This is a genomic window from Muricauda sp. SCSIO 65647 (assembly GCF_021534965.1).
Lineage (GTDB): Bacteria > Bacteroidota > Bacteroidia > Flavobacteriales > Flavobacteriaceae > Flagellimonas_A.
Genome location: NZ_CP091037.1, coordinates 1630458 through 1654714, shown reverse-complemented (window position 1 = coordinate 1654714; position 24257 = coordinate 1630458). Strand labels below are relative to the sequence as shown.

27 protein-coding genes are annotated in these 24257 nt (G+C 43.4%); 18 read left to right on the top strand and 9 right to left on the bottom strand.

Annotation, left to right across the window (positions count from 1 at the left end):
* Positions 1-64 precede the first annotated feature (64 nt).
* The 3 genes from L0P89_RS07430 (at position 65) to purD (ending at position 3837) form a co-directional block, all read left to right on the top strand.
* A complete protein-coding gene (locus L0P89_RS07430) occupies positions 65-1414 on the top strand; it encodes an undecaprenyl-phosphate glucose phosphotransferase (RefSeq protein WP_235267773.1) in 1350 nt (449 codons plus the stop codon).
* 108 nt (positions 1415-1522) lie between these two features.
* Positions 1523-2509, top strand: coding sequence for a UDP-glucuronic acid decarboxylase family protein (locus tag L0P89_RS07425; RefSeq protein WP_235267772.1), 987 nt, complete (start codon positions 1523-1525; stop codon positions 2507-2509).
* A gap of 56 nt (positions 2510-2565) precedes the next feature.
* The gene (gene purD, locus L0P89_RS07420; protein WP_235267771.1) at positions 2566-3837 is read left to right on the top strand and encodes a phosphoribosylamine--glycine ligase; all 1272 of its coding nucleotides are present in this window, start codon (positions 2566-2568) and stop codon (positions 3835-3837) included.
* An 83-nt stretch (positions 3838-3920) separates the two neighbouring features.
* On the opposite strand, the gene L0P89_RS07415 is transcribed toward purD, so the two are convergent.
* Positions 3921-4142: a DUF6341 family protein gene (locus tag L0P89_RS07415; RefSeq protein WP_235267770.1), complete on the bottom strand. Its 222-nt coding sequence runs from the start codon at positions 4140-4142 to the stop codon at positions 3921-3923.
* A gap of 40 nt (positions 4143-4182) precedes the next feature.
* On the opposite strand from L0P89_RS07415, the gene L0P89_RS07410 reads away from it, so the two are divergent.
* From L0P89_RS07410 to L0P89_RS07400, 3 genes are read left to right on the top strand one after another with little or no spacing between them, the layout of a single operon-like run.
* The gene (locus L0P89_RS07410) at positions 4183-5118 is read left to right on the top strand and encodes a DUF6427 family protein (protein WP_235267769.1); all 936 of its coding nucleotides are present in this window, start codon (positions 4183-4185) and stop codon (positions 5116-5118) included.
* Between the two features lie 34 nt (positions 5119-5152).
* Positions 5153-5755 carry a DUF4254 domain-containing protein gene (locus L0P89_RS07405; protein ID WP_235267768.1) on the top strand — a complete coding sequence of 201 codons (603 nt, stop codon included), beginning with the start codon at positions 5153-5155 and terminating at the stop codon, positions 5753-5755.
* Positions 5739-6785 (top strand): glycosyltransferase family 9 protein, encoded by a 1047-nt coding sequence (locus L0P89_RS07400; RefSeq protein ID WP_235267767.1) that lies wholly within the window; start codon positions 5739-5741, stop codon positions 6783-6785. The genes L0P89_RS07405 and L0P89_RS07400 overlap by 17 nt, the downstream gene beginning before the upstream one ends.
* A gap of 3 nt (positions 6786-6788) precedes the next feature.
* Here L0P89_RS07400 and L0P89_RS07395 read toward each other — a convergent pair whose 3' ends face one another.
* From L0P89_RS07395 to L0P89_RS07375, 5 genes are all read right to left on the bottom strand, one after another.
* Positions 6789-7409, bottom strand: coding sequence for a TetR/AcrR family transcriptional regulator (locus L0P89_RS07395; RefSeq protein WP_235267766.1), 621 nt, complete (start codon positions 7407-7409; stop codon positions 6789-6791).
* Between the two features lie 222 nt (positions 7410-7631).
* Positions 7632-8600, bottom strand: coding sequence for an arsenosugar biosynthesis arsenite methyltransferase ArsM (gene arsM, locus L0P89_RS07390; protein WP_235267765.1), 969 nt, complete (start codon positions 8598-8600; stop codon positions 7632-7634).
* A 34-nt stretch (positions 8601-8634) separates the two neighbouring features.
* Positions 8635-9723, bottom strand: a complete 1089-nt coding sequence (gene arsS, locus L0P89_RS07385; protein ID WP_235267764.1) for an arsenosugar biosynthesis radical SAM (seleno)protein ArsS — start codon at positions 9721-9723, stop codon at positions 8635-8637.
* A gap of 3 nt (positions 9724-9726) precedes the next feature.
* Positions 9727-10062: an arsenosugar biosynthesis-associated peroxidase-like protein gene (locus L0P89_RS07380; protein WP_136564998.1), complete on the bottom strand. Its 336-nt coding sequence runs from the start codon at positions 10060-10062 to the stop codon at positions 9727-9729.
* A gap of 89 nt (positions 10063-10151) precedes the next feature.
* A complete protein-coding gene (locus L0P89_RS07375) occupies positions 10152-10853 on the bottom strand; it encodes a DUF2064 domain-containing protein (RefSeq protein ID WP_235267763.1) in 702 nt (233 codons plus the stop codon).
* Between the two features lie 318 nt (positions 10854-11171).
* On the opposite strand from L0P89_RS07375, the gene L0P89_RS07370 reads away from it, so the two are divergent.
* A complete protein-coding gene (locus L0P89_RS07370) occupies positions 11172-11963 on the top strand; it encodes a patatin-like phospholipase family protein (RefSeq protein WP_235267762.1) in 792 nt (263 codons plus the stop codon).
* Here the strand turns inward: L0P89_RS07370 and L0P89_RS07365 are convergent.
* Positions 11948-12997, bottom strand: a complete 1050-nt coding sequence (locus tag L0P89_RS07365; RefSeq protein ID WP_235267761.1) for a ferredoxin--NADP reductase — start codon at positions 12995-12997, stop codon at positions 11948-11950. The genes L0P89_RS07370 and L0P89_RS07365 overlap by 16 nt on opposite strands.
* Positions 12998-13118: 121 nt before the next feature.
* Between L0P89_RS07365 and L0P89_RS07360 the strand changes: the two genes are divergently transcribed.
* Together L0P89_RS07360 and L0P89_RS07355 are read left to right on the top strand one after the other, a co-directional pair.
* Entirely contained in the window at positions 13119-14585 is a 1467-nt protein-coding gene (locus L0P89_RS07360) for a DUF5687 family protein (protein ID WP_235267760.1), read from the top strand.
* 36 nt (positions 14586-14621) lie between these two features.
* Entirely contained in the window at positions 14622-15356 is a 735-nt protein-coding gene (locus L0P89_RS07355; RefSeq protein WP_235267759.1) for an ABC transporter ATP-binding protein, read from the top strand.
* A 55-nt stretch (positions 15357-15411) separates the two neighbouring features.
* Here the strand turns inward: L0P89_RS07355 and L0P89_RS07350 are convergent, their stop codons facing one another.
* Entirely contained in the window at positions 15412-15783 is a 372-nt protein-coding gene (locus tag L0P89_RS07350) for a nuclear transport factor 2 family protein (protein ID WP_235267758.1), read from the bottom strand.
* Between the two features lie 33 nt (positions 15784-15816).
* Positions 15817-16479, bottom strand: a complete 663-nt coding sequence (locus L0P89_RS07345) for a DUF2461 domain-containing protein (protein ID WP_235267757.1) — start codon at positions 16477-16479, stop codon at positions 15817-15819.
* A 293-nt stretch (positions 16480-16772) separates the two neighbouring features.
* Here L0P89_RS07345 and L0P89_RS07340 point away from each other — a divergent pair, with 293 nt between their 5' ends.
* The 9 genes from L0P89_RS07340 (at position 16773) to atpH (ending at position 24257) form a co-directional block, all read left to right on the top strand.
* Entirely contained in the window at positions 16773-17786 is a 1014-nt protein-coding gene (locus L0P89_RS07340; protein WP_235267756.1) for a GlxA family transcriptional regulator, read from the top strand.
* A gap of 158 nt (positions 17787-17944) precedes the next feature.
* Entirely contained in the window at positions 17945-20461 is a 2517-nt protein-coding gene (locus L0P89_RS07335) for a tetratricopeptide repeat protein (RefSeq protein WP_409557572.1), read from the top strand.
* 3 nt (positions 20462-20464) lie between these two features.
* Positions 20465-20944: a polymer-forming cytoskeletal protein gene (locus L0P89_RS07330; protein ID WP_235267754.1), complete on the top strand. Its 480-nt coding sequence runs from the start codon at positions 20465-20467 to the stop codon at positions 20942-20944.
* Positions 20922-21152 (top strand): AtpZ/AtpI family protein, encoded by a 231-nt coding sequence (locus L0P89_RS07325; RefSeq protein ID WP_235267753.1) that lies wholly within the window; start codon positions 20922-20924, stop codon positions 21150-21152. The genes L0P89_RS07330 and L0P89_RS07325 overlap by 23 nt, the downstream gene beginning before the upstream one ends.
* Positions 21152-21544, top strand: a complete 393-nt coding sequence (locus tag L0P89_RS07320) for a DUF6168 family protein (protein WP_235267752.1) — start codon at positions 21152-21154, stop codon at positions 21542-21544. The genes L0P89_RS07325 and L0P89_RS07320 overlap by 1 nt, the downstream gene beginning before the upstream one ends.
* Positions 21545-21655: 111 nt before the next feature.
* A complete protein-coding gene (gene atpB, locus L0P89_RS07315; protein WP_235268003.1) occupies positions 21656-22789 on the top strand; it encodes a F0F1 ATP synthase subunit A in 1134 nt (377 codons plus the stop codon).
* Positions 22790-22865: 76 nt separating this feature from the next.
* Positions 22866-23057 carry an ATP synthase F0 subunit C gene (atpE, locus tag L0P89_RS07310; protein WP_045801726.1) on the top strand — a complete coding sequence of 64 codons (192 nt, stop codon included), beginning with the start codon at positions 22866-22868 and terminating at the stop codon, positions 23055-23057.
* Between the two features lie 81 nt (positions 23058-23138).
* Complete coding sequence (locus L0P89_RS07305; RefSeq protein WP_235267751.1) at positions 23139-23639, top strand: F0F1 ATP synthase subunit B; 501 nt, start codon at positions 23139-23141, stop codon at positions 23637-23639.
* A 78-nt stretch (positions 23640-23717) separates the two neighbouring features.
* Complete coding sequence (gene atpH, locus L0P89_RS07300) at positions 23718-24257, top strand: ATP synthase F1 subunit delta (protein WP_235267750.1); 540 nt, start codon at positions 23718-23720, stop codon at positions 24255-24257.

Genomic DNA, 24257 nt, shown 5'->3' with positions numbered 1-24257 from the left:
AATAAGCTATTTGGCAGCTATTTTGTTTCTTTGCCGATAATATCATTGATAGTAGCCTACAAACATGCCTATAAATCAAAGAAAGTTCGGATTAAAGAGAAGCATTGAAGGCCTCGCAGATTTATTGACCATTAATCTATTGGCGTATTCCTTGCCGGTATATTTTCACAATCCAATTCTGTTTTATCCTTACATATCATTGGTTTGGATAATCATTTCATATAGAAACAAGTTTTACGAGGTTTATAGATATACCAAGGTCACTTATATATTGGTGCTTCTTTTCAGACAATTCGTTTTTATGTTTCTAGCACTCTATGCGTATATCGGGTTCTTTAAACAACCCAATGTAAGTAGGTTGTATCTGGGGATATTTTTTCTGTTGATTGTGTTTGCCATTTCAGCGCTTAAATTTTCCAAGTATCTTTTCCTTAGGTACTACAGGAAAAAGAGCAAAAGCGATTTAAGAAATGTCATTGTTATTGGCAAAAATCAAAAAATAAATCAATTGGTTGAAGTCTTTAACAATGAGAAGAGCTATGGCTATCAGTTTTTTAGACAATTTTCGACTTCAAAAGAACAGTTTGACTTAGAGGGTTGCCTAAACTATGTGGTCGATAATAGAATTGATGAAATCTATTGCTCGATTGAAGGGTTGGAGGATGATCAGATTTTGAATCTGATAAATTTTGCCGACAAAAATTTCAAAACGGTAAAATTCGTTCCAGATAACAAACAGATTTTTTCCAAGAAATTAAATTTTGAATACTATGATTATGTTCCTGTCTTGTCCTTAAAGGAGATACCTTTGAAAATCAGGACCAATTATGTGCTCAAAAGAACATTCGATATTGTTTTTTCTTCTCTGACAATCGTTCTTTTATTGTCTTGGCTAACTCCTTTGATGGCAATCATAATAAGCCTTGAATCCAAAGGCCCGGTTTTCTTTAGACAGTATAGAAAAGGATATGATTTTAAGCTTTTTGCGTGTTATAAATTTCGCTCAATGGCCATGAACAAAGCCCAAGATGAGCAACAGGCCACTAAAAATGATATGCGGGTTACCAAAGTGGGGCGATTTATAAGAAAGACAAGTATGGATGAGCTTCCACAGTTTTATAACGTTCTAATGGGCAATATGTCGGTAGTGGGTCCGCGCCCTCTTTTGATTAAACATACGAACGACTACGTTGACAAAATTCAAAAATTTATGCTGAGACATTATGTCAAACCTGGAATAACAGGCCTTGCTCAAGTAAAGGGGTATCGAGGTGAAATAGAGACAGACTTAGATATGAAAAATAGGGTGCGTTTTGATATATTTTATGTGGAAAACTGGTCCCTCTTTTTAGATTTAAAAATTATTTTCCAAACCGTTTTGAATGTAATCAAGGGTGAAGAAAAAGCGTATTGATTCCATTCTTAATCTTTTTGACCTTTTTATTTGTTTTTGGGCAAAACTATGACCACAGAGTTTTTTGGATTGTTACTTTTGCCATGAAAAAAATATTTATTCAATAGAATGAAACGAGTCTTAATAACCGGCGCTGCCGGGTTTCTGGGATCCCACCTCTGCGACAGGTTTATTAAAGAGGGGTTTTATGTAATTGCCATGGACAATCTTATAACCGGAGACCTCAAAAACATCGAACACCTGTTCAAGCTTGAACATTTTGAGTTCTACCACCACGATGTGACCAAATTCGTGCACGTGCCGGGCAAACTCGACTATATTCTCCACTTTGCCTCGCCAGCAAGTCCGATTGACTATTTGAAGATACCGATCCAGACATTGAAGGTTGGTGCTTTGGGCACCCATAATTTGCTTGGTTTGGCCAAAGACAAAAAGGCCCGTTTCATGATTGCCTCTACCTCTGAGGTGTATGGTGACCCCTTGGTGCATCCACAGACTGAAGAGTATTATGGCAACGTGAACACCATTGGCCCAAGAGGGGTATATGACGAGGCCAAGCGATTTCAAGAATCCATCACTATGGCCTATCACCGTTTTCATGGATTGGACACACGAATCGTTCGAATTTTCAATACCTATGGCCCAAGAATGCGCTTGAATGACGGGCGCGTAATACCCGCTTTTATGGGCCAGGCCCTTCGCGGTGAAGATTTGACTGTTTTCGGCGATGGTTCGCAAACCCGTTCATTCTGTTATGTCGATGATGAAATTGAAGGCATTTACAGATTGTTGATGAGCGACTACACCTTGCCTATGAATATTGGTAATCCACATGAGATTACCATCAAAGAGTTTGCCGAAGAAATCATCAAGCTGACCGGCACCGACCAGAAGATAATCTACAAACCTTTGCCGAAAGATGACCCCATGCAGCGTCAGCCCGACATCACCAAGGCCAAGGAAGTTTTGGGCTGGCAACCCAAGGTGGGCCGTGCCGAAGGCATGAAAAAGACTTTTGAGTACTTCAAAACCCTTTCAAAAGAGGAGTTGGAGAAGACTGAACACCGCGATTTCTCAGGGCACAATAAAAAATAGTCCATATCACTACTTCGTAAGCCTGCGAAATTTTACTTTTGCCCAAACTTCGGTATATGAACATTTTGTTATTGGGCTCAGGTGGACGCGAACACACCCTAGCTTGGAAAATCTCACAAAGCAATAAGGTCAAGAAACTTTTTGTGGCTCCGGGCAATGCTGGCACCTCAAAGATCGCCAACAATATTGATGTAAAGGTTGATGACTTTGGGCAGATAAAAGAACTGGTTTTGGCCGAAAATATCGAGATGGTTGTCGTAGGGCCAGAAGACCCTTTGGTGAAGGGCATCCATGATTTTTTTCTGCAAGATGCTGAATTGGCACAAATTCCGGTTATCGGGCCACAGAAATTAGGCGCAACGCTAGAGGGCAGTAAAGAGTTTGCGAAGACCTTTATGAAGCGACATAACATACCTACAGCGGCTTATGAGAGTTTTACTTTGGACAGCATGGAGGAAGGATTTCTATTTTTAGAATCGATGAACCCCCCCTATGTGTTAAAAGCTGATGGTTTGGCCGCTGGTAAGGGCGTTCTGATCTTGAATGACATAAATGAGGCTAAAGAAGAGCTGAAGGCCATGCTGGCCGATGCCAAATTTGGCGTGGCCAGCCAAACGGTGGTCATTGAGGAATTTTTGAATGGCATCGAATTGAGCTGCTTTGTGCTCACAGATGGCGAGCATTATAAAATCTTGCCCATGGCAAAAGATTATAAACGAATAGGCGAAGGTGATACAGGATTGAATACTGGCGGTATGGGAGCCATATCTCCAGTGCCTTTTGTTGATGGTGCGTTCATGCAAAAAATTGAGGAACGTATTGTAAAGCCTACCATTGTAGGACTAAAAAAGGACAGCATTCCATATGTGGGGTTCATTTTCATTGGCTTGATCAAGGTCGATGGTGAACCCAAGGTCATAGAATATAACGTTCGTATGGGCGATCCTGAGACCGAGGTGGTAATGCCCAGAATAAAGAACGACTTTGTAGAAGTACTTCAAGCTGTTGCCGAAAAGAAGTTGGGTGAATTGAGACTTGATATTGATGAAAGATCGGCCGTTACGGTGATGACGGTTTCCGGGGGCTATCCTGAAGCTTATGAAAAGGGAAAGGAAATCTTTGGGCTCGATGAAATCTATGACTCCCTCATCTTTCATGCAGGCACGAAAGAGGAAAATGGAAAAGTAATGACCAATGGCGGTCGGGTAATTGCCGTTACCTCTTACGGAAATGATTTCAGGGAAGCCTTGGCCGTATCGTACAAAAACATCGAAAAGATATGTTTTGACGACATCTACTACCGAAAAGATATCGGGTTCGATCTATAAAAAGAGGGTATTCCAAAAGATAGCTGAGTGCTATAACGCTTAGCCTGCCGAAGCTAGCTCGAATTGCTATAATGGCAAATAGACTATAAGTATGAGTGTGAAGTGATGCTTTTATCTTCTTCACCGCGATCGTTGAACAGCTTCAATTGGTTCATCCAGTAGAGCATGGCGATTAGACCGGCGATAAAGAAAATCCAGTTCACGGTGTTTGAAGTCCACCAACTTTCCATAAAACGGAAAAAATCGAAAGGCCAAAAGAGGTAGTTGACAAATAAGTCTTCGATACCGTAAAAAAAAGAGCTCATACTTCGCTATATTTATGAGACAAAAATAGTAAATCCGAAGATGATTTCAAGGTTTTTTGGCAAAACACGGCCCATACACTACATTGTTTTTTTCGGATTTTTGTTTGCTTTCCATGGCGTGTACCTTACAAGAATTTCCGAAGAAGGGTTTACCATGGGCGGTATCGCTTTTCAAATACTGATACTTGGGGCGTTCATAATCGGCGTTCTTTTTGCCGACCAAATGGCAAAAAAAGGCAATGTTGTCGGGCAAAATTCTTTTCTGATGCTCTTTTGGGTTTTGTTGGCAGTGCTCTTTCCTTCAACTCTGATTGACCATAGTGCTGTTCTGGCCAACCTTTTCATTTTGATGGCCGTGTATCGCTTGCTCGAAGTAAAAACACTCAAGAACCCCAAGCATAAAATATTTGATGCGACCTTGTCGATTTGTATCTCTTCCCTTTTTTGTTCTTGGGCATTGTTGTTTTTCTCACTTGTCTTTTTTTCAATTAATACGTATTTGGGCAAATCAACCAAGAACTGGTTATCAGTACTGGCGGGCATAGCAGCATTTTTACTACTTACATTTGCCGTTTTGGTGTTGAACGACAACCTAGGGTTTTTTCAAAAACAGTATGATTTTGTTGCCCATTTTCAAACGATTCCACGGTTTTCTCCCGAGATAGTGAACATAAAAGTCATGGTCTTCGCAATCGTGGTCTTTGTTCTTGCCATAATCGACTTCGTCAAGTTTCGAAAAAAAGGAGGCGGAAAAATCATCATTTTTCGATTTATGCTGTTGTATTTTTTGGTATCGCTCTTGATCAATGCCCTGCAGCCGATTTCATCTTTTTGGATCATCTTCAGTTTTATGCCAGGGGCTGTCTTTTTGGCCAATTATGTCGAGACCATCAAAAGGGCGCAGCTCAAAGAGATACTTTTGGCGATTTTCATCTTAACACCGTTCATATTGCTCTTTGTAGAAGAAATGGGCTAATGTATAAACCCTATCTTTGTAGAAAACCCATATAATGTTCAGCAAAAAAGCGTTTAAGATTTTTGAGGAGAGCATCGCAGATTATCATGTAAAAGACGATGTCGATCAAGAGTTCACAAACCCATATGATAAGGGGATTGAACAATTGTTATACCGAAAAAACTGGATTGACACGATACAGTGGCATTATGAGGATATCATCCGAGATCCCGATATTGAACCTGGGGAAGCTCTGCAACTCAAACGAAAAATTGATGCCAGTAACCAAGATCGCACCGATCTGGTCGAATATATAGACAGTTATTTCCTTACAAAACACCAATCGGTACAGGCCAAGCCCAACGCTACCATCAATACCGAAAGCCCTGCTTGGGCCATAGACAGGTTGTCTATTTTGGCGCTGAAGATCTACCATATGCGCGAAGAGGTTGAGCGGCCAGACGCCACATCAGAGCATATCGCCAAGTGCCAAGAAAAATTAAATGTATTGCTTGAACAGCGAAAAGACCTCTCTATGGCCATAGACCAATTATTGGTCGATATTGAGAATGGCGATAAGTACATGAAAGTCTATAAACAGATGAAAATGTACAATGATGATGAACTAAACCCAGTGTTACGTGGCCAGAAGGGCTGAGTATGACCATTTGTTGATACTCCGTTTCTCGGCCTTGGGCGATGTGGCCATGGCCGTACCTGTGCTATTGGCAGCTATAAAAAAGTATCCCCGGCTAAAGATTACGGTAGTTTCGCGTGATTTTCATCAACCTCTTTTCGAGAGAATTGAGCGTGTTGATTTTCATAAAGCCATGCTTTCAGGCAAGCACAAGGGTGTTCTTGGGCTTTGGAAGTTGTATAATGAGCTTAAAAAACGAAATATCGATGCGGTGGCCGACCTTCATAATGTGCTGCGCAGCAAGGTTCTTAAGTTTTTCTTTTCCATAGGCGGATTTAAATTGGCACAAATCGACAAGGGTAGGGCTGATAAGAGGGCGTTGACCCGTAAAAAAGACAAGATTTTTAAACCGTTGAAAACTACCCACCAACGCTATGCCGACGTGTTTGCCCAATTGGGCTATCCGATCGAGCTGCAAGGCGATGATGTGCTTCGACCATTGAAAATGTCTGAAAATATCAATGGCCTAACAAGAGAAAAAGCAGAACAATGGCTTGGTATTGCCCCTTTTGCTGCCCATTCGGGTAAAATGTACCCGTTTGAAAGAATGAAAGGTGTAGTCGAATCATTAAAAAATACCAAAAAGTATAAAATATTTCTTTTTGGAGGGGGCGACAAAGAGAAACAACAACTTCAAACCTTGGCCTCTTCTGCCGAAAATGTTATCAATATTGCGGGAAGGCTTTCATTCAAAGAAGAACTGCAATTGATCTCAAATCTAGACCTGATGGTCTCTATGGATAGTGCCAATGGGCATCTGGCGGCGAATTATGGGGTTCCGGTGATTTCGTTATGGGGAGTGACCCATCCGTATGCCGGTTTTTATCCTTTTGGGCAGCCCTTTTCCAACGCTTTGCTTTCCGACAGGATAAAATATCCTGCCATACCTACCTCCATTTACGGCAACAAGGTTCCCAAGGGGTACGAAAATGCCATACAGACCATTTCCGAAGAAACCATCCTTCATAAAATAAAGGAAGTATTGGGCTAAAGCTTATACTATTATTTCTTTCTCTTGTTCGAGGGCATACAGATAAGTCTTCAGCTGCTGCAGATATTGATACTTCAGCATTCTGGCATTATTGCCCACCATCATGGTGCGAATGCCCATAAAAGAAGCAATGATGTACGTAGCGACCTCTTCACAGTTTACATGGCGTGCTATATGTCCGTCACTTTTACCATTTTTGAGTACAGAAATAAGGTTGATCTCCCAGATTTTTAGGATGTCCTTGAGGTATTGGACAATTTCATTGTCACCTCGGTTGAACTCGGTCAAAAAGTTGCCCAGCATAAAACCGCGGTCCATCGAATTGTGCTCGGCGGTCTCTAACGCATTGGTTACGGTATCAATGATCATCGACACCGGACTTCTGTCTTGGGCCAATGGTTCAACCAACATGGCGTACACCTTTTGGGTGATGATGTGCTGGGTGATGCTGATAAAAAAGTCTTCTTTAGATTTAAAATGATGATAAAAAGCACCTTTAGAAAGTGATAGTTCTTTTAGAATATCGTCAATACTGGTGGCATGATATCCTTTTTGATAGAAAAGTTCGAGGCCTTTGGCCCTCATTCGGTGCATGGTTTCCATGCGTTTTCGGTTCTTGTCCATAAGATTTGGGTTTTTGGGGTTTCAGACCGTTAAGTCTGTTTCAAAGAACCGTCGAAAAGCCATTTTGGTGAAGATTACGGGATGTAACAAGCAAAAATTTCGGTAAAAAGTCGTTTTCTCGACCAAATACCCCTTTTTCAAAAAACGAAACCGACCAAGCGGTCGGTTTAAGTGTCATTTTTATGGGATGAAAAATCCTACAAAAGCAGATTTTTTCTTGATTTAACAACAACCCCCTCCATCATAATGAAAGGTCGATCCGCTGATAAAGATATCGTCCCTGCCCAACGATGCCAAGGCGCCTGCCGTTTTATCACAAACGGCCAAAGGCTGATTCTTCAGCAAAACATGGCCCTTTTCATCATCAAAATGGTCTTCATTGCCATAATAGATGGCAGCTTTACCGGTAAACACACACGGGCCATCTTCGGGCATGGGGTCTTTGATGGCCGCAACCTCAATGGATTCGATATAGATCAACTCGTCGGTCGGATAATGCTTTGGATCCAAAATACGATAGGGTTTACGGGCCCTTATTTCTATAGTGCCAAAGCCCACATCGGTCAACGCTTTGACATATTGCTTGATTGGGAGACTTCCACTTAGACACAGGGCACGCAATCTGTCATCGTTTCGAAGGGTATCGTTCATGGGCTGTTCACAAACAGGGTCGCTCATCACCAACCTACCGTGGGGTCTCAACACACGGTACATTTCTTCAATGGCGCATTTCAGGTCATCTTCCTTGAAGATGTTGAAGAGACAATTTTGGGCGGCGACCTCAATACTGTTATCATCTACGGGAAGGTTCATGGCATCGCCCTTTCTCAATTCGACAAATTCAGATTTGAACCAGTCGTTTTCCTCTTCTGCTACCTTAAAGTTGTTGCGGCTGGCCTCCAACATTTCATCAACGACATCAACACCTATGACACCACCTTTTCGGCGACTGAAATACGAGAACTGCAATAGCTCCATACCACCACCGACGCCTACATAGAGTATTTTGGGATTATTGGCCAAATCTCTCGCATGTACCGTACTGCCACAGCCATAGTTCATCTCTTGCATGATTTTCGGGACTTTCAGTCCCGGTAACTCCCAAACGGGGTTGGTGGTACAGCATAAGCCCACCTCGGGGGCAAGGGCCGCCTCTTTATATACGTCGTTGGTAACTTCTAAATAACTCATATATTTATTTTATACTTATTGGTATTTTATATTTTTAGGCCACGGTGCCTTGACAGCTGCTTCCAGCCCCGGCCGTGCAGCCGTAGCAATGCTGTGAAATGGTGATGTTTCTGTCATTGAGAACATCTTCATTATAGTCTTTGATGTGCTTTACCTTGCTGGCGACCTTTAAATCCAACATTTGATTAAAATCGCAATCGTATAGCCATCCATCCCAACTGACCGAAATCGTGGTGGTGCACATTACATTTTCAACCGCTGCTGGATTGTAAGCATCTACCAGGGCATACATATAATCTTCGTAGTTGCCAGAAGCGATGAGGTAATCCAAGAACCGTGAAATGGGTAGATTCGTGATGGCGAACAGATTATGGAACTGAATGCCAAAATCTTCATCCAAGGCTTTTTTGAAATCACGTTCCAAGGCGGCTTGGTCCCCTGGCAAATAAGCTCCCGAAGGATTGTACACCAAATCTAAACGTAAATCGCTGTCAGGCATACCATAGCCCACGGCATTCAATTCTTGAAGTGCCTTGATACTTTTGTCGAAAACACCGTCGCCACGCTGTTTATCCGTTTTTCCTCGGGTATAGTGCGGCATCGATGAGACCACATGCACATTGTGTTTTTTAAAGAAATCAGGTAAATCATGGTATTTTTTGTTGGCTCGTATGATGGTCAGGTTCGAGCGCACAATGAAATCTTGGATCCCGGCCTTTGCCGCTTCTTCAACAAACCATCGAAAATCGGGGTTCATCTCGGGGGCACCACCGGTGAGGTCCAAGGTATGGGCACCCGTGTTGCGGATAACCTCCAAACATTGTTCCATGGTTTGACGGGTCATGATTTCTTTGCGGTCGGGCCCTGCGTCAACGTGGCAATGTTCACAGACCTGGTTGCACATATAGCCCACATTGATCTGAAGTATCTCCAATCTACCGGGCCGCAACGGGAAATGGCCAATTTCATGGATCTTGTCCTTAAAATAGGGAAGCTCTCCATCAGCAAACAATCCACCATTCAAGATTTCCAATTGCTTGTTTACCGAGGCCAGTTCGTTTTCCCGGGCCTTAAGCGATTTTTTGGCCGCTTTCTTTACTTCATTTAAGATACTTTGTGACATAGCTCACATAGATAGTTTGTTGTACTTGTTCATCATTTGCACGCCATGAACCAAAGTGGCGCCGCTTTCGATCGCCGCACCGGCGTGAACGGCCTCCATCATTTCTTCTTTGGTAATGCCGCGCTGCAGGCCGTCTTTGGTATAGGCATCTATGCAATAGGGGCATTTGACCACATGGGCGACCGCCAATGCGATCAATGATTTTTCCCTTGCGCTCAAAGCGCCTTCCTCAAACACTTTTCCGTAGTAATCAAAAAACTTGTTTCCCAATTCTTCGCTCCACTCGGTAATGTTCCCAAATTTTCTAAGATCGGCCGGATCGTAATATGAATTTGCCATGTAAATGATTTTTTAAATAATGTTGATGATACCTAAGAACAGCGTTCTTAGATGACTTTGCTGGTGTTGTGATAAAAAGGAGGTGTGCCCTATACCAAGCTAAGGGCAAGTACGAGGGGAGAGCCCCTATTGGAAGGAAGGGAAAGGCCAGAGAACGAATTTTCGCCAGACCTATGGTGAAAGCTCTTTTTTTCCACTATTAGGCGCATTAAGAGCCGTCGAATCTTAGTGGAGACCGACCTGACCGTATAAGCCAATCTCTTTATATCGAAAAGTGAGTCGATATCGACCATTGCGGTCAACGGTACCGTCTCAAAATTTCTGTCTTTGAAATAGGCTATGGTTTCATGGTATATTTTTCGTGTTTGCCATGAAAGCTCACCGAATGTTTTCTTATCAAAACTTCGGTGATGTAGCGCCATAAGGTAAAAACCGCCATCATTCGAGGGCCCCAATACGTTTTTGCCGAGCTTGATCTGGGCATGGGCCTCAAGAATGTGCCTTGCCCTTAATTGTGGACTATCGTTACCGACCGTAATTAACTGTTCAAAACCTAGATTGAACAGGTGTTGGATCGCATTTGAAAAACGTTGGCCAAAAGTCGCTCCGGTCTGGTCTTGTTCGGTGAAATGAAAAAAGGGAAGCTTGGTTTTCTTGACCTCACCCAAGGTATGTTTTGTGAGTTCATCAAAAAGAATCGCACCGCCCCTAATGGGTTTGTGTTTCACTTCCTCTTTCGCAGAGTTGGCGAAAACAAGAACAGCGGTTTTTTGGCCAAGAATGTGCTGCATTGAAAATAATTGCAAGTAAACTTACGATAAAATCGTATATAAGGGTTGGTCGAATCGTGTTTTTGGGCATTACAGGAAAGAAAAACTTTAACATTTGACAAAAACCATCAACAGACCGGGCAGTCGGTTTTAAATGGGTGGACCATTGCGGTATTTTGGATTGGTATAGGATGAAAAACGAGCAGTTTTCGATGAAAGACACATTTCATGAACGTTGTGTTGCCGGCAAAGAGATCAACCGACCGCATAGTCTGTAAAATTAAATCACAATGGCGATTATTTTTCTCGATTATTTGAGGATATCCGCTAATTTTAGCTATGCTGAAATCGTTACATGATGCAAAATCGATCGGACTGGTACTTTCGGGCGGTGGCGTGCGCGGTATGGCCCATATCGGTCTGATAAAGGCGTTACGAGAGCATGGTATCGAAGCACGGGCAATTGCCGGTAGCAGTGTGGGGGCATTGGTAGGGGCCTTATATGCCAACGGTAATTCAGTGGCCGAAATGCTCCAGTTTTTTAAGGATACCCCGCTTTTTCAGTACAGTTTCTTTGCTATCGGGAAACCCGGCCTGATCGATACCGAAAGATATTTTTCCATTTTCAAGAGATATTTCCCTGAAGATGATTTCTCGGCCTTGACAAAACCGCTCTATGTGGTCGCGACAGATTTGATGGGCGGTGGGGAAAAAGTCTTTTACAAGGGGCCGTTGATACATCCACTGTTGGCCTCTGCCGCACTGACACCGGTTTTCAGCCCAGTTGAGATTGGTGGAATTCTCTATGCTGATGGGGGCATCATGAACAATTTTCCGAAAGAGCATATCGAAGAACAAAGCGATTTTGTCATCGGCAGCAATGTCTCAATAGCGGGCAGGCTACAAAAAAAGGATTTAAAGAATTCATTGCAATTGGCTGGAAGGATCACAGGATTGATGGTCTACGCTTCATCGCGTGAAAAAATCGAGGAGTGCGATATTATGATCGAGCCCAAAGAAGTGGAGCAAGTAGGGGTACTTGATAAAAAGGGCATCGAAAAAGCATTCAACATTGGCTATGAGTACAGCAGCCGATTATTGGGCCAAGTATTGAATCAGACATCATCGTAGTCAATCTTCAGCTTTGGGGTCACAGGATGTGACTGACAGGTCAAGACCAACCCTTCTGCCACTTCGCCATCGGTCAAAATCTGGTTCTTGACCATTTCGACCTTGCCTTCGGTCACCCGTGCCACACAACTGCTGCACACCCCGCCCTGGCAAGAATAGGGGGCATCGATGTTAGCTTTGAGCACGGCATCGAGCACCAGCTCCTTTTTATCCATGGTCAGGGCATGGACTTCGTCATCCAATAGCACTTCTACCTGTGTCTTTCCCGACAGATTTTCGGCCAAGGTATCCACTACCTCAGAAGGGGTAAAGAGCTCAAAAAAGATAGCATGGTCACTGACCCCATTCTTTTTCAAGGTATCTGAAACCGTGTTGATCATCTCTTCTGGCCCGCACAGATAGTAGGCATCAAATTCGACATGTTTGAACTTATTTTTCAGGGCGAAGTTTACCGTTGAGGTCTCGATTCTGCCAAAAAGCGCATCATCGCCCGGGGTTCTACTGAATATGTGCTGAAGAAAAAACTGATCGTTATATTTTTGTTTGAGCGCATCGATTTTTTGGGCGTACATGACCTCTTCAGGGCTCTGATTGCCAAAGACCAACAGAAATGTATTATCAGGATGACCGGTGAGTACGGTTTCGGCAATGCTCATGATGGGCGTAATACCGCTGCCGGCAGCAAAAGCAGCAATATTTTTGGCTTCATTGCCCGGCTCGAACACAAAACGCCCTTCTGGGGGCATGACCTCGAAGGTATCGCCTGATTTTATATGTTCGTTCGCATAGACGGAAAAGGCCCCGTTCAGCATCTTTTTGACGCCAACGGTGATTTTTTCCGAACCGGGGGCGCATGAGATGGAATAGGCCCGACGAACCTCTTCACCGTTCAGGCGGTGTTTCAGGGTGATATATTGACCGGCCTTAAAGGAAAAAACCGATTTCAGATTTTCAGGAATTTCAAAAGACAATGATACTGCATTGGCTGTCAGCCGTTCAACTTGGGCCACTTTTAGAGGATAAAACTCGCTCATTAAATCAAATTTGCTGCAAAACTAAGGATTCACGAACTTTTGGCCTTCATTTAATGAAAAAAGAGATATTCGTGTAACAATCTTCTTGTTTCCGCTACTAACCAGCCAAAATTGCCAACCGATGTTCATACATTTCACCAGGCTTCAATGGAAATCTTTTTTCAGGTCCTCCTCCTTTGGCAAAAGTGTGGCCATTAAGATTTTGATGGGCTTTTTGACCATTTATTTGGTGGGCGTACTCATCATGTCGGGTGTAGGGCTTTATTTCATATTGAGAAAATTGGTGCCAGACCAGAACCCGTTATGGGTGGTTTGCCAGTTTATGGTATACTGGGTCTTGATTGAGCTGTTTTTCCGCTATTTTATGCAGAAGCTTCCAGTGATGGACATCAAGCCGTTACTGATTTCTCCGATTAAGAAAAGTTCTATTGCCCATTATATTTTGGGGCGCTCTTCTGTTTCGGCTTACAATCTTATGGCCTTGTTCTTTTTTGTGCCATTTGGCATTGTTTTGATATCGAAAGGGTATCCTCCCTTGAACATAGCGGCATGGCTGTTGGCCATTGTTGCAACAGTGCTCTCTGTCAACTATGTGAACTTTTTGGTGAACAAGAGTAACAAGGCACTGGTGGTGATAGGTACGATTATCATAGCCCTTTATGCACTGGATCATTTCAAGGTGTTGCCCGTCACCGAGATTTTCGGACCTGTTTTTCATGGCCTCTATGCATATCCGGCAACAGTGCTAATTCCCATTGCCATTGCAGTTTTGGCCTATTGGATAAATTTTAGGTTTCTCAAAAAGCGTATTTCTTTAGATGATGCCCTACAGTCAAAAAAGAAAGAAGCAAAAACCTCTGAATTGGCGTGGACACGAAGGTTTGGCGATATGGCTCCCTTTCTACAGCTTGACCTGAAGATGATCTGGCGTAACAAGCGCACCAAATCGCAAGTGTTCATATCGCTGCTCTTTGTTTTCTACGGATTGATTTTTTATACCCAAGATGTGTATGCCAACATGAAGGTCATGCATTGTTTTTTGGGCATTTTTATGACCGGGATCTTCTTGAGCAATTTTGGGCAGTTCATTCCCGCTTGGGACAGTTCATACTACTCTATGATGATGTCACAGAACATTCCGCTCAGAAAATATTTGGAATCAAAGGCACTGCTTATCATGGTAAGCGTTGTGGTGATGTTCTTCTTGACCATTCCGTATGTGTACTTTGGGTCAGATGTATTGGCCATCAATTTTGCCTCGGCTTTATATAACCTTGGGGTGAACATACCCGTGATCCTGTATTTTGGCTCGTTCAACAAAAAGCGCATAGAATTGGATCAGAGCCCTTTTGGCAATATGCAGGGCACCAGTGCTACACAGTTTTTGATCATCTTACCGGTATTGGGGCTGCCGATCGTTCTGTTCGCCATCTTCTATTTTTTGATTTCGTTGACAGCGGCGGTGGTCGTACTATCAGTGTTGGGCATTGCCGGCTTTGCCCTGCGCAACTATTTTATGGAGCGCATCACCGAACAGTACCGAAAGAAAAAATACGGCATGATTACCGGATTCAAAGAGAAAAATTGATAAAAAGCATAGTCAAAACCATTTGAACTTTACAATATGTTGATAGCAGAAAATTTGACGAAGAAATATGGTTCGCAAACCGTGTTGAATATTGATCACCTGAAAATACCCAAGGGGCAAAGCTTCGGATTGGTCGGGAACAATGGTGCGGGCAAGACCACCTTGTTCAGCCTGGTTCTCGATTTGATAAAGCCCACCACGGGCCATATTGCCAATAACAATGTTCAGGTAAATACCAGTGAGGCATGGAAGCCTTTTACCTCGGCTTTTATCGATGAAACCTTTTTGATTGGGTATCTCACTCCCGAAGAATATTTTTATTTTATCGGTGAATTAAGGGGGCGCAACAAGGCAGATGTAGATGCTTTGTTGTCACAGTTCGAAGATTTTTTCCACGGTGAGATTTTAGGGCAAAAGAAATACTTGCGTGACCTTTCAAAGGGCAACCAAAAAAAAGCGGGCATTGTGGCCAGTTTTATCGGTAGTCCGGAAGTTGTGGTACTTGATGAACCATTTGCCAATTTAGACCCCACCACACAAATACGCCTAAAGGCCATCATAAAAGAACTGGCGGCCAAAGAAGAAGTAACCGTTTTGGTATCGAGTCACGACCTGATGCACGTGACCGAGGTCTGCGAGCGTATCGTGGTCTTGCACAATGGTGAAATTGTCAGGGATATTCAAACCTCGGCCCAGACATTGAAAGAACTGGAAGCTTTTTTTACTGGAGGTGAATGGGCATCGGTGACAAAAAGCGATGAATTGAACTAAAGGATAAAAAAGCGGTGCATTTTTAGGCGCACCGCTTAGAAAAATGATTCTTGGATCATCCGCCAAAAATGGATGGGTCGTAGAAAAACGAAGCCTTTTTGATTTTTCCGTTTTCGACCTCGTACACACAGAGCTCTTCCATTTTGCACCGCCCTATTTCCTTAAAGGTGGCATCACTGGTCATCGGTACCATAAAGTGGTTTCCGGCCACTACCGCGTCTCCGACCGATCCCCCATGGTGCTCTTCAATGCTGTTTGCCCAATTTTCAAATCCTTTTAAAATATTGTCAATGCCCTTGGTGATCTCATTGGGCACCCCTGGCATTTCGACACTTACCGCGTCTTCGGCATACAGCCCATAGGCTTCATCGTACTTGCCCTCTCTACAAAGGCTTACCAATTTGTCTGCTACTTCTTGTGTTGTCATGATTGTCTGTTTAATGATTATACTTTAACGCTATTAATATTGCAATGCTTTGGTCAAATAGGCATTTAACGGGCGAATGAGCTCAAAGTGCTGAAGCACCTCTTCTTTCAAAAGATCGGATTCATAAAAGGGCTCCAGCGGAAATTCTGCAAAGGCATAAAACTGTTTGTGATATATCAGCGCTGTCTTTTCAGATGCCGATAAGAGTTCTTTGTCCAATCGTTTGGCCTTTTCGCCCCTCAGTTTTCCGAAAGCACTTTTGAACGGCTGTGCTTCAACGATATCAATCAACGCTTTTGGCTTTGATGCGATATATTGGCGAACTTTTTTAAGCTCTGGCGGGCGTACCATGAAAAGTCCCCCGCCCACATGTATGTTCTCGGCATCGATGCCCAGGTAATATCCTGGCAGCTCAGATTTTCTCCCTCCTGCCGAAAAACCAGCCTTCATGATGGTATGATAAGGAGATTTGTCTTTTGAGAAACGAATGTCACGGTTGATCCTGAACAGTGCCTTTTTAGGGTCGGGCAGCATACGGGCATCCCACTCGGTGAGTCTCCCCAACAAGCTTTCGAGCAAATCAAGAAAAGGGGTCTTTACATTATTTTCATAACGTTTCTTGTTGGCATGGAACCATTCTTTATGGTTGTTTTGGGCTAATTCCATAAAAAATATGCTGTATTCTTTTGAAATCATTTCAACGTTTTTTGGTTCTTCTTTCAACAAGACGATTTGTTCATTTGTTTTTGGACATTAAAGTGTTTTTCCGTGTTGATTTCAAAGCGACCTTGATAAGCCCATCATTTTGCACTCAATGGCTTCAGGGCACCTATCACAAAACGACTGCCTTATCCCTTCAAATTTGCTGAACGCCATATTTCCAAAACTACAAAAGAGAAAAGCACGACAGAAAGGCCAAATCGGCCACTTTCTAGGGTTGATTGTGCCAAATGAAAGGCGTACATTTAGTCTGCCTAAAATCATTGAGAATGAAACATGTAAGTATTTTGGTCCCTCAAGGGAATGCCATTTTGAGCAGTGTAGTGGGCCCATACAAGATTTTGATGGCCACCAATGAGTTTTTAAAACAGACGGGTGCCCATAGCGATGATTATTTTGATTTGCACTTGGTGGGCCTTGAAGAGCGATCTACCCTTTATGATGGGGCCTTCAGTATTCACAGTCATTGCACCATCGATGAGGTCAAGAAGACCGACCTTATATTGATACCGGCGCTACGGCCCGACCAATTGTTGACAGATTTGGAAAGCAACGACCCCTTTATACCGTGGATGGTACAGCAGCGTACCGTGCATGGCGCAGAGATTGCCAGTATGTGCATGGGCGCCTTTGTACTTGCACGAACGGGGTTGGTCGACGGCAAGCAATGTGCTACCCACTGGGCCGCAATGGATCTGTTCAAACAAATGTACCCAATGGTAAATCTTGTGTCTAACAAAGTGGTAACGGATGAAGAGGGCATTTATACCAGTGGCGGTGCCTTTTCGTTCTTGAATTTAATGCTTCATTTGGTTGAAAAATACTGTGGCCGTGGTGCGGCCATATACATTTCGAAATTTTTTGAGATCGATATCGACCGCGACAACCAAAACCATTTCGCCATCTTTCAAGGGCAAAAAGACCATGAAGATGAGGCCATACGTCGGGCCCAGAATTATATCGAGGGCAATGTGTCAGAACGAATCTCTGTCGAACGTCTTGCAGAAAAGTATGCCATCAGTAGGCGCAATTTTGTACGACGGTTCAAGAAAGCGACCCAAAATACGCCATTAGAGTATATTCAGCGTGTAAAGATAGAAGCGGCCAAACGCAATTTGGAAAGCACCCAATATAACGTCAATGAAGTAATGTACCAAGTGGGCTATGCCGACCAAAAGGCTTTTCGCTCGTTGTTCAAAAAATACGTGGGCCTCTCACCTGTGGCCTATAGGGCAAAATATAATCGCGGAAGGGTCGAACTGGAGCGGCCAACGGCTTGGTAAATTTTTCCGATTTCGGCTCTCGTTGGGGCACCGAAAAAAATAATGGCATTTTATCGATAAGGCCTATAATAATCTGTACTTTTTTAAGTTATGATTGGGTAGGAAAGATTAGTACGTTGAAGCTTCATTTTCGTTTTTCTTTTTTTGTCATCTTCGGGATGCTTTTTCTATTGGGGTGTTCTACCAAAAAGGATGCCTTCATGAACCGCAATTTTCATGCGCTTACAACCAAGTACAACGTACTGTACAATGGCAATATCGCTTTTGAACAAGGGCGTGAAGAATTGCGTAATTCATATCGCGATGATTTTTGGGAGATACTGCCCGTCGAACGTCTTGAAGTGACCGATGAAATCAAACTTGATTCAGAAGATAATAATCCGAATTTCCTCATTGCTGAAGAAAAGGCGACCAAGGCGATACAGAAACATAGTATGGACATTAAGGATGAGGAACGTAATCCGCAGACCGATGAAGCCTTTTTGCTCTTGGGCAAGGCCCGCTATTTTGACCAACGGTACATACCGGCCTTGGAGTCTTTCAACTATATCCTCAGAAAATATGTGGCCAGCGATAAATTGAACGAGGCGACCATTTGGCGAGAAAAGACCAACATGCGGCTCGACAACCCAGAACTGGCCATCAAAAACTTGAAAAGGCTTTTTAGATATGAAGAGTTAAAAGATCAAGAATATGCCGATGCCAATGCCGTTTTGGCGCAATGTTATATCGATTTAAAGGCGCCCGATACGGCAATTCAAAAAATGAAAATTGCCCAAGCCTATACGAAAAAGAACGAAGAACGGGGGCGCTATCTCTTTATCATCGGGCAGCTATACAATCAACTGGGGCACAAAGACAGTGCAAACTATGCCTTTGACAAGGTGATTGCCCTGAACCGAAGATCCCCAAGGGTTTATATGATCAATGCCCATTTGAAAAAAATACAGAACACAGAGATCACAGAGAACAATAAAGAAGCATTATTCGAATACCTTACCGAGCTAGAGGAAAATCGTGAAAACCGCCCCTTTTTGGGCAAAATCTATCGCGAGGTGGCCCAGTACCATATGGCTATCGGAAAAGACAGTCTTGCCTTGGTGTACTACAACAAATCATTGCGTGCCAATCAAGGTGAAAAAAAGTTGAGCGCCTTAAATTATCAAAACCTCGCTGACTATCATTTTGACGGCAACGCCTACAAAACGGCCGGGGCATATTATGATAGCACCTTGACAAATTTGGTGGAGAACACCAAAAAATTTCGAAGCATCAAAAAGAAGCTTGACAATTTGGAAGATGTCATCAAATACGAAGATATCGTGCAATACGCCGATAGCGTCATTACGCTTTATGAAATGCCCGATACCGAACGCACCACATATTTTGAAGGGTATATCGCTGAACTGAAACGAAAAGACGAGGAAGCCGCTGAAGAAAAGGAGAAAAAGGCCAATAGCGGGTTCGCGGCCTTTGCAGAGACCCAGGGCGGTAAGCAGAACAAGGGCAAGTTCTATTTTTATAACATCACCAGCCTCGGTTATGGCAAGAATGATTTCAAGACCCGTTGGGGCGACCGCGTGCTTGAAGACGATTGGCGGTGGAGCAACAAAGCGCGAACGGGCCCATCAGAGGCTACGGGTGAAGAAGTACTGGCCGATGTTCAAAATGATGGTGAGGTCACAGATGAACAGAAATATTCACTCGATTTTTATCTAGATAAGATTCCGACAGACGTGGCTGTGATCGATAGCCTTCGTGGAGAACGAAACTTTGCCAATTACCAATTGGGATTGATCTATAAAGAAAAGTTCAACGAAAACCTTTTGGCTGCCGGTAAGCTGGAAGCCGTATTGGAATCGAACCCAGAAGAGCGGTTGATTCTTCCTTCCAAATACAATCTCTATAAGATTTATGAGGAAAGTAATAGTGTGCTCTTGGCCGATCAGATGAAGCAAGACATCATCAGAAACCATCCTGATACACGTTATGCCGAGATTCTGCTCAACCCACAGGCTGTGCTTGCGGGCGACACCGATAGCCCTGATGCTCGCTATGCAACGCTTTATAAGATGTATGAGGGCCAGCAGTACCTCGAAGTGATCACCCAATCACAAGAAATGATCAACAAGTTTACGGGCGATCCCATCGTACCTAAGTTTGAAATGTTGAAAGCGAACGCTGTCGGTAGACTGCAGGGCTTTGAGCCGTTCAAAGAGGCGTTGAACTACGTGGCCTTGACATATCCGAACAATCCAGAAGGCAAAAAAGCCGAACAAATGGTCGCCGATCAGCTTCCGAAGTTGGCTGTCAAAGAGTTTTCACCAGAGACCGGTTCTTCAGGCACAGGCAATTGGAAGGTGGTTTTTCCCTTTAAGATACACGGCAACGAAAAAGCACTGAAGCTCAAAAAACGGCTAGAGGATGCCATTAAGGATTTACGGTACAAGAACATTGTATCAAAAGATATTTACAATTTGGAAGACCAGTTTGTGGTCGTACATGGCTTCAGGTCAAAAGATTTTGCCCTGGGCTTTGCCGAACTCATAAAAAACAATAAGGACTACCGTATCAAAGACGAGAATTTTGTAATTTTATCTTCCAACTATAAAATCGTCCAAGTCCATAAAAATTTGGAAGATTACTTAGATCAACAGTTAACCCCAAAACCATAGAACATGTTTTCTGACAACAAAAGGCCCACTGACTTTGGCGCAGGCCAACCCAATCGAATTGAAAAGAACACCAAGATCAAAGGAGACATCACCTCTGAAGCTGATTTTAGAATAGATGGCAAGCTTGAGGGCAACGTGACCACTTCCGGTAAGGTCGTGATCGGCAAAGACGGCTACATCAAAGGCAAGGTAGAATGTGTAAATGCAGATATCGAAGGTAAATTCAATGGCGAACTACAGGTGAAAGACCTACTTTCTTTGAAATCTTCGGCCACGATAGAAGGCACTGTCAGCGTTTCAAAACTTGCCGTAGAGCCAGGGGCCACATTCAATGCCTCTTGCACCATGGGCAAGGCAAGTACTTCGACAAGTAGTGCTACTACCACAAGCTCTAGCACTGCCTCGAGCAATTTTAAGTCTTCGGTGCAGAGTGCCGCTTCTAGCAGTGCCAATAAAACAAATGAGCCAGCAAAAGCCACCTAAGAAAAAGAATAATCTCAAGAATGCAGCCATGCTTTCGGGCATCGCCTTTGAAATGGGCGCCATTATCTATTTGGCGGTCAAAGGGGGCAAATGGCTTGACGAACACTATCAGACAGAAAAAAGAATTTTCACGGTGATCGCCACTTTGTTGGGCGTTGCAATTTCTATTTGGGTAGTTTTGCAGCAGTTGAAACGAATCAAATACTGATGGCAAAACTGCCGCTCAATTTTTCACTTGCGCTATTGGCAAGCCTTGTCTTTGCCTTTTGTGTTCATTTGGGTATCCTGAATGTTTTGGATTTGCCCCTTTGGGACAACTTGATCGTACTTTCTTACGTACTCAATTTTGTATTGGCGCTGGGCATTTTTCTAGGGCTGTATTTTCTAAGGAACAGACTGGGCAACTCGATGGGCTTTCTGTTCATGGCCGGAAGCCTTTTGAAATTTGTCGTTTTTTTCTTGGTATTCTATCCCGTTTATAAAAGCGATGGCACTACGCAGGGTGTAGAGTTCGCGGCCTTTTTTGTGCCCTATGCCATAGCCTTGGTACTAGAGACATTTTTCACTTCGAAAATGCTCAAAAATCTAGGTGGAAAATAACCATAAGAGACACCCCAAAATCCTTTGAAAATAAAGTGCTTTATGCTTTTTTCTTTTTACAAGAAAGGCTTACATTTGCACCGATTTTTGAAGACCGATATTTTGAGCGTAATGCGAAATACTTTTTTGAAGCACATTCTTGTTGTCTTGACGGTACTTTCGGGACAATTTTCGTTTGCCAAGGATAATGGCGACCATGAAGATGGCAAAGACCTCAAGACCGAAATCAAAGAATACATCGACCACCACCTTCAAGACTCACATGATTTCAATCTTTTTTCGTACACCAAAGACAACGGCGAACATGTTTATGTAGGGTTCCCATTGCCCGTTATTTTGTGGGATGATGGCCTGAAAATATTCTCTTCTTCGAAGTTTCACCATGGCGAGACCTTGGCTGAAGCTGATGGGCAACATTATAAACTCTATCACGGAAAAATCTACAAGACCGATGCCGAAGGCACCATTGCCTATGATGAAGAACACCATCCGACCAATGTAAAACCATTTGACCTGTCCATTACCAAAAATGTGGTGATGATTATTGTCACCGGTCTTTTGATGCTATGGCTGTTCTCAAGTTTGGCCCGGTCGTATGCCAAAAACAATGGCATTCCGACAGGGGTTGGGCGTTTCTTCGAACCCATTGTGCTTTATATCAGAGATGACATTGCACGACCGAATATCGGAGAGAAACGCTACAAAAAATATATGCCGTTTCTGTTGACCATCTTTTTCTTCATCTGGTTCTTGAATATGTTTGGGATGACCCCGTTGGGGATCAATGTGACAGGAAACATAGCCATCACAACGGCCTTGGCCATACTTACATTCTTGATCACGAATTTTACGGGAACCAAAGATTATTGGATGCACCAATTTAACCCGTTGGGAGACTCTTTGCCTTGGTACGGCAAAATACCATTGTACATCATTTTGGTTCCGATTGAATTGTTGGGATTGATCATTAAGCCCTTCTCACTGTTGATTCGTTTGTATGCGAACATGCAGGCGGGGCACATTGTCATTGGAAGCTTAATTGGTCTGATGTTCATTTTCAAGAGCTGGATCGGGAGTCCGATGTCATTCGGCCTAGCTTTTGCCATTATGTTGATCGAGGTATTGGTAGCACTGTTACAGGCCTATATTTTCACCATGTTGAGTGCACTGTATTTCGGTTTTGCCTCTGAGGAGCACGAGCATGACCATGAGCATGATGAAGAGCCTGAACTGGCACATTTATAAAGAATTTTGTCATCCTGGGTTTGTTGAAGGAGAGACATACATAATATTGAAAACTTAATTTTTAAACTAGATAGATATGGAAATTCCAGTAATGGTAGGCGCAGGTTTGGTTGTGATCGGTGTTGGTCTTGGTATCGGTAGAATCGGTGGTTCTGCGATGGAGGCCATTGCCCGTCAACCTGAAGCTTATGGTAAGATCCAGACAGCGATGTTGATCGCTGCCGCGTTGATCGAAGGAATTGGTTTCGCTGCACTATTTGCCGTGTAACCAGTCATCTAAGGGCAAAAGGCCGTAACGGTTGGTTGCGGCCCTTGCTTTGTTTAAAAAGTACCATTTAATAGTACAGACATGGAAAAATTATTGGAAGAATTCTCACTCGGACTCTTTTTTTGGCAGACGATATTGTTCACACTGCTATTGTGGTTGTTGTGGAAGTTCGCATGGAAACCCATTCTAAAGGCCGTAAACGACCGTGAAGAGGGCATCAAAAATGCGTTGGAAGCTGCAGAAGAAGCCAAAAAAGAAATGCAGAATGTGACCGCTGACAGCGAAAAACTGTTGAAAGAAGCCCGTGCCGAGCGCGAAGTCATGCTTAAAGAAGCCCGCGAGATCAAAGAAAAAATGATCACTGATGCCAAAGAACAGGCCCAGATCGAAGGCGACAAGATGATCAAGCAGGCCCAGGCCACTATCGAGAGCGAGAAAAAAGCCGCAGTGGCCGATATCAAGGCGCAGGTGGCCGACCTTTCCATCGATATTGCAGAAAAGGTCATCAAAGAAGAACTGTCTGACAAAAAGAAGCAACTGAAATTGGTCGACGATATGTTGGGCGATGTTAAGTTGAATTAGTTAATAAGAAAAAGGTAATCGTTAAGGGGTGAAAGGTCAATGGCGATTAGCTGATAATAAATAACCATTGCGAATAAAATGAGCAATACTAGGGCTGCCATACGATATGCTAAGGCAATGCTTGACCTCGCCGTTGAAAAGAAAACAGCTGACAAGGTCGAGAAAGACATGCAAGAGGTAAAAGCTACCATAGCCGCGAGCGGTGAATTGCGCCAGTTATTGGATAGCCCCGTGGTGAAGACCGAACTCAAGCAAAAAACCTTGCTCGAGATTTTCAAGAAGAATGAAAAAATCACGGCCAACTTGATCGAGACCTTGGCGCACAACAAGCGTATTGCGCTTTTGGGCGAGGTGGCAAACCAGTACATCGGCCTTTACGAAAAAATGAAGGGCGAAGATGTGGCCCATGTGACCACCGCGGTACCCTTGACCCCAGACATGGAAAAGAAAGTACTGGCCCAGGTCAAGAAAATCACAAAAAACAAGGTCACCCTAGAGAACGATATTGATGAGAGCATCATCGGAGGGTTCATTCTCAGGGTCGGCGACCTACAGTATGATGCCAGTGTGGCCAACAAATTGAACAAGTTAAAAAGAGAATTTACAAATAGTCTATAA

What these genes read in the sequence shown, in the direction of transcription:
- L0P89_RS07430 (WP_235267773.1), top strand. Translation starts at nt 65, where the DNA reads ATGCCTATAAATCAAAGAAAGTTCGGATTAAAGAGAAGCATTGAAGGC.
- L0P89_RS07425 (WP_235267772.1), top strand. Translation starts at nt 1,523, where the DNA reads ATGAAACGAGTCTTAATAACCGGCGCTGCCGGGTTTCTGGGATCCCAC.
- purD (WP_235267771.1), top strand. Translation starts at nt 2,566, where the DNA reads ATGAACATTTTGTTATTGGGCTCAGGTGGACGCGAACACACCCTAGCT.
- L0P89_RS07415 (WP_235267770.1), bottom strand. Translation starts at nt 4,142, where the DNA reads ATGAGCTCTTTTTTTTACGGTATCGAAGACTTATTTGTCAACTACCTC.
- L0P89_RS07410 (WP_235267769.1), top strand. Translation starts at nt 4,183, where the DNA reads ATGATTTCAAGGTTTTTTGGCAAAACACGGCCCATACACTACATTGTT.
- L0P89_RS07405 (WP_235267768.1), top strand. Translation starts at nt 5,153, where the DNA reads ATGTTCAGCAAAAAAGCGTTTAAGATTTTTGAGGAGAGCATCGCAGAT.
- L0P89_RS07395 (WP_235267766.1), bottom strand. Translation starts at nt 7,409, where the DNA reads ATGGACAAGAACCGAAAACGCATGGAAACCATGCACCGAATGAGGGCC.
- arsM (WP_235267765.1), bottom strand. Translation starts at nt 8,600, where the DNA reads ATGAGTTATTTAGAAGTTACCAACGACGTATATAAAGAGGCGGCCCTT.
- arsS (WP_235267764.1), bottom strand. Translation starts at nt 9,723, where the DNA reads ATGTCACAAAGTATCTTAAATGAAGTAAAGAAAGCGGCCAAAAAATCG.
- L0P89_RS07380 (WP_136564998.1), bottom strand. Translation starts at nt 10,062, where the DNA reads ATGGCAAATTCATATTACGATCCGGCCGATCTTAGAAAATTTGGGAAC.
- L0P89_RS07375 (WP_235267763.1), bottom strand. Translation starts at nt 10,853, where the DNA reads ATGCAGCACATTCTTGGCCAAAAAACCGCTGTTCTTGTTTTCGCCAAC.
- L0P89_RS07370 (WP_235267762.1), top strand. Translation starts at nt 11,172, where the DNA reads ATGCTGAAATCGTTACATGATGCAAAATCGATCGGACTGGTACTTTCG.
- L0P89_RS07365 (WP_235267761.1), bottom strand. Translation starts at nt 12,997, where the DNA reads ATGAGCGAGTTTTATCCTCTAAAAGTGGCCCAAGTTGAACGGCTGACA.
- L0P89_RS07360 (WP_235267760.1), top strand. Translation starts at nt 13,119, where the DNA reads ATGTTCATACATTTCACCAGGCTTCAATGGAAATCTTTTTTCAGGTCC.
- L0P89_RS07355 (WP_235267759.1), top strand. Translation starts at nt 14,622, where the DNA reads ATGTTGATAGCAGAAAATTTGACGAAGAAATATGGTTCGCAAACCGTG.
- L0P89_RS07350 (WP_235267758.1), bottom strand. Translation starts at nt 15,783, where the DNA reads ATGACAACACAAGAAGTAGCAGACAAATTGGTAAGCCTTTGTAGAGAG.
- L0P89_RS07345 (WP_235267757.1), bottom strand. Translation starts at nt 16,479, where the DNA reads ATGATTTCAAAAGAATACAGCATATTTTTTATGGAATTAGCCCAAAAC.
- L0P89_RS07340 (WP_235267756.1), top strand. Translation starts at nt 16,773, where the DNA reads ATGAAACATGTAAGTATTTTGGTCCCTCAAGGGAATGCCATTTTGAGC.
- L0P89_RS07335 (WP_409557572.1), top strand. Translation starts at nt 17,945, where the DNA reads ATGCTTTTTCTATTGGGGTGTTCTACCAAAAAGGATGCCTTCATGAAC.
- L0P89_RS07330 (WP_235267754.1), top strand. Translation starts at nt 20,465, where the DNA reads ATGTTTTCTGACAACAAAAGGCCCACTGACTTTGGCGCAGGCCAACCC.
- L0P89_RS07325 (WP_235267753.1), top strand. Translation starts at nt 20,922, where the DNA reads ATGAGCCAGCAAAAGCCACCTAAGAAAAAGAATAATCTCAAGAATGCA.
- L0P89_RS07320 (WP_235267752.1), top strand. Translation starts at nt 21,152, where the DNA reads ATGGCAAAACTGCCGCTCAATTTTTCACTTGCGCTATTGGCAAGCCTT.
- atpB (WP_235268003.1), top strand. Translation starts at nt 21,656, where the DNA reads ATGCGAAATACTTTTTTGAAGCACATTCTTGTTGTCTTGACGGTACTT.
- atpE (WP_045801726.1), top strand. Translation starts at nt 22,866, where the DNA reads ATGGAAATTCCAGTAATGGTAGGCGCAGGTTTGGTTGTGATCGGTGTT.
- L0P89_RS07305 (WP_235267751.1), top strand. Translation starts at nt 23,139, where the DNA reads ATGGAAAAATTATTGGAAGAATTCTCACTCGGACTCTTTTTTTGGCAG.
- atpH (WP_235267750.1), top strand. Translation starts at nt 23,718, where the DNA reads ATGAGCAATACTAGGGCTGCCATACGATATGCTAAGGCAATGCTTGAC.